The following is a 3,981-nucleotide window of genomic DNA, read 5'->3' on the forward strand; positions in this document are numbered from 1 at the left end:
CATCAGCCCCGCCGCACTCTTCGCCATCTTCGCCGTCACCTGCACCCGCTCGAAATCCTCCGACAACTGCACCGCGCTCACCTGGCCGATGTTGACATCCTTGTACTTGATGAAGGTCTTCCCCGCCTCGATCCCCTGCGCCGCGCCGAACACGATCGTGATCGTCGGCCCCTCGCTCAAGATCTGCTGAATCGCAATCCCCACCGCCACCACCGCCGCCAAGATCGGTATCAACCACACCACCGATAGCCGTCCCTTCCGCTTCGTCACTACCGTCGAACGCGGCAGGTCCTGCGCCTCAGACATGGGTGCCCTCTTCGCGGCTGGAATCCCAGATGAGGCGCGGATCGAACGTCTCCGCCGCCAGCATCGTCAGCACCACGACCGCAGCGAAGAACAGCACGCCGGGACCGGGCTCCACCGACATCAGCGGCTGCAACTGGATAAGCGCCACGGTGAAGGTGTCGACGAACACGTCGAGCATCGACCAGCGACCGATGAACTCCACCATCCGGTACAGCCGCGTGCGCTCGCGCATGCCGCCCGGCACGCCGCGCTGCACCGAGATCAACAGATAGGCGAGCGCGATCAGTTTGCCGAGCGGCACCATGACGCTCGCGATCAGCACGATCAGCGCGAGCGGCCAGGATCCCGAGGCGTAGAGGAAGACCACGCCGCCCATGATGGTGTCGGATTCGGCCGAGCCGAAGGTCGTCGTGGTGAGCACCGGCAGCAGATTGGCCGGCACGTAGCAGATCGCGGCGGCGATGACCAGCGCCCACGTGTGCTGGATGGAATGCCGGCGCCGGAATTCGACCTCGCCGCCACAGCGCGGGCAGTGCCCGGGATGATCCGGATGATGCGGATGCGAGAGCAGACCGCAGATGTCGCAGGAGACGAGTCCTGCCGCGGCCGCAGTATGCACGCCCTGGCTCATGCGTCTGCCTCCGCGCGTGCGCTACCCGCCCCGTTCGCTGGCGCGTCGTCCACCCACTCGACCCGCTGCCACACCTCGCGCGCGTCGAAGCTCAACATGATGGCGGGAAACAGCACGACCAGCGCGCCGAGCGCGTACATCCCGATGCCGACGTCGACGGTCGCAAGCTCCGCGATCTTGATCAGCGCAACGAGCACGCCGAGCAGCATGACCTCGTACATCGACCACGGCTGCATGTGCAGTCCCCAGCGCAGGATCTCGCCGACCCAGTAGGGCGCCGGCGGGCGTCGCATCCAGATCAGCACCGCCAGCATGAAAAGCAGGTAGAGGGCGGGGGCGAACACGACGCAGAAGGCGACGACGACCGCGGTGATCTGCTCCCCCGTCATCCACATTTCATAGGCGCCGCCGAGTATGGTCGTGCTCGCTCTGCGACCGACCGCCGAGAGCCCCATGATCGGGGTCGTATTGGCAACGATGAACGCGATTAATGCGGCGACGGTCAGCGCCAGCGGGCGCTCGAGCGGGTCGACGGGGCGTCGCGCAAGCTCGTAGCCGCACCGCGGGCAACGCGCGCGGTCACCCGGCTCGAGTACCGGTAGCTGTTGCAGGAGGTCGCAGTCCGGACACGCGACGGTCTCCACTGCGGCGGCGGACGCACCCAATGCGATCAGGGCGCCGTGCGCCGAGCGCGCAGGGTACCGACCTGCGCATTGCCGGCAGCAACGGCATTCGCGCTGCGCCCGGCATCCGGGGGGACATCGGCGAAATGATCCGCGCCCTCTTTCGCGCGCTGTCGCTCGAAGCGTTGCGCGCCGGAAGCCCGCGCCTCACGCTCGCTGATCGCCCATGCGCACGACTCGGGCGCAACCCGCTCCCAGCCGCGGGCGTCCAGCTTCTCCCAGTCCCCGTTGCGATAGCGCCACACTGCTCCATTGGCCTCCGCATAGTGATCGTTATCCCCTCCCGCGGCACCCAGGGACTCGATCAGCAGGGCGCGCGGCGCGCTGCTCGCGAGATAGCGGTGACCACGCAGCCCCGCATACACCGCGCCGCCCCATTGCGCGTAGACGTCGGGCTCGTCACGCCGGGCTGGCGTCCCGCCGTAGGTCATGGGTGACGGGAAGTAGGCGCTGCCGATCCAGCCCGGATACACGTAGCCGGTGCCCTCGACGACGACGCCGTCCGTCGACACCACGCTCCCCGCATAGCCGGGGGTGTAGCCGACGTCGACCACCTGCGACGTTGCGCCGTAGACGCGCACGTAGGTCACGTGATGCAGGGGAGAACTCGTCGGGATCGTGTAGACGATGTCCGGCACCGCCGCGGCCACCGCCCACGGACCGAACACGGACGACGCCTCGAACCAGACGCCGGCCTTCAGCGCGCAATAGCGCCGGCCGTCCACCCGGATGATGGGCGTGGCCGAGTTCGCGACGTAGGACAACGGGGTGCCCGCAATCGGGCGATATTGCGGGTGTCCGTCGAACTCGGCGGTGAACGTGGGCCCGTTCGTGCGCGGGACGGTCGCCGTCTGCGGCGTGGCGTCGTCGATCAAGCTCTGCTGCGCCTGCGGTGTGCCGGCCACCGACGCGAGCACCGCGCCGGCGGGATCGTCGGCTGGGATCGCCGCGAAATCGCGTGGCAGCGTGCGCGCCGACACGTGGCTCCACGGCCCGTTCAGTGCCGGCGCCCGGAACCAGCGCCCAGCCAGCAACAGATAGTGCTGGCCGCTCACGATGTCGACGATGAGATTCGACGGGGTGTTTGCTGCCCGCAGCAGCGTCGTGCCGGCGATGGGATCGAAGACCCGCTCGCCGCCTTCGAAGACGACGAGCGCCGCCGGTGTCTGGCTCACGAACACCGTGGGCGCGCCGTCACGGGCGGACCGCGCGATGCCGCCGGCTGGCACGTCCGTGCCCACCGCGAGCGCTGCCGCCACGCGCTCGAGCGCCGGCGGCACGCGCTCGGCCGGGTACCAGCTGCCGTCGAGCGCCTCCGCCGTCATCCAGCCATCTGCCAGCAGCAGGTAATAGCTTCGCGCGTCGCGCAGCAGCAGCGCACGGGTGTTGATGACGCGATCAAAGGGAGTGCCGGGAATCTGCCGCAGAACCGGGCTGCCGGCGATCGTCACGAGCCGCGCCGGCGCGTCGCTCACGAAGATACGTGGCGGCGTGTTCTGCACGGCGAGCCCGGCGGGCTTGAAGGAACGAGTCACTCCGACCGAGGCCTGCAGGCGATCGAGCGCGATGGTCTGCGGCACCCTTTGCAGCTGCGCCTGCAAGGCATCGAGATGCGTCGTGCCGCGATCGGTCGGACTCGGCAGTGCCGCGCGGGTGAAGCTCACGTCATCGAGGCTGACGAGACGGGAGGCGCGGTCCACGCGGGTCACCGCGGTCGCCCAGACCGTGCCGAAACTCTCATTCGCGCCCGGCCCGGACACGCCGACCGCCATGCGCAGGCTCAGGCGATTGCCCGACCAGCTTTCGACCTGCGGCTGATACAGCGTCGCCGTGGCGCCGCCGCCAAGGTCGATCGCGCGCGGCCAGGGATCGTCTGCCGTTTGACCCACCGCCCGCGCCGGCAACGACACCAGCATCACTGCGACAGACACGAGCCCGATGAGGGCAGGACGAAACAGGTGCAGCATGGCGATCACTCCTGCGGAAACACTCGATGACTCGTTCTCGGGGCCGATGCGGTCACGCCACCGCCTTCCAAGCCGACGCCGCCACGGAAGAATCGAGCCAGCCGTCACCGACGGAAACCGCCGCCCCTGAAGCCGCCGCCGCCGAAGCGATCTCCGAAGGCGCCGCCGCCGAAGCGATCGGCGCCGCCCCAGCCGCCGGAGCGATCCCCCCAGCCGCCGCTGTTGAAGCGGTCCTCGGCGCTGCCGCGCGCTGCCTGCTCCTTGTCCGCCCAGGAGCTGTCACCAAGCGACGATTGCCAGCCGCTCGCGGTGTGCTGCTGCCAGCCGTTCCCGCTGTTGCGATAGGCGTTGCCGTCGGCACCGGCATAGGTGTCATTGGCCGGGCGTCCGTCGT

5 protein-coding genes are annotated in these 3,981 nt (G+C 69.0%); all 5 read right to left on the reverse strand.

The window, feature by feature from the left end; genetic code table 11:
* Positions 1–306 (reverse strand): MCE family protein (locus JNK68_10525; protein MBL8540793.1); only part of this gene is annotated, 306 nt, incomplete at its 3' end.
* Complete coding sequence (locus tag JNK68_10530) at positions 299–937, reverse strand: paraquat-inducible protein A (protein MBL8540794.1); 639 nt, start codon at positions 935–937, stop codon at positions 299–301. The genes JNK68_10525 and JNK68_10530, both read right to left, overlap by 8 nt.
* Positions 934–1,581 carry a paraquat-inducible protein A gene (locus tag JNK68_10535; protein MBL8540795.1) on the reverse strand — a complete coding sequence of 216 codons (648 nt, stop codon included), beginning with the start codon at positions 1,579–1,581 and terminating at the stop codon, positions 934–936. Before JNK68_10535 ends, JNK68_10530 begins: the two co-directional genes overlap by 4 nt.
* A 26-nt stretch (positions 1,582–1,607) precedes the next feature.
* Positions 1,608–3,587, reverse strand: coding sequence for a hypothetical protein (locus tag JNK68_10540; GenBank protein MBL8540796.1), 1,980 nt, complete (start codon positions 3,585–3,587; stop codon positions 1,608–1,610).
* Positions 3,588–3,691: 104 nt separating this feature from the next.
* A partial coding sequence (locus JNK68_10545) for a carbohydrate-binding family V/XII (GenBank protein ID MBL8540797.1) occupies positions 3,692–3,981 on the reverse strand: 290 nt, incomplete at its 5' end.

This window comes from Betaproteobacteria bacterium (assembly GCA_016791345.1).
Classification (GTDB): Bacteria; Pseudomonadota; Gammaproteobacteria; order Burkholderiales; family JAEUMW01; genus JAEUMW01.

Coding starts and splice junctions, on each gene's coding strand:
- JNK68_10530 (MBL8540794.1), bottom strand. CDS start 937: ATGAGCCAGGGCGTGCATACTGCGGCCGCGGCAGGACTCGTCTCCTGC.
- JNK68_10540 (MBL8540796.1), bottom strand. CDS start 3,587: ATGCTGCACCTGTTTCGTCCTGCCCTCATCGGGCTCGTGTCTGTCGCA.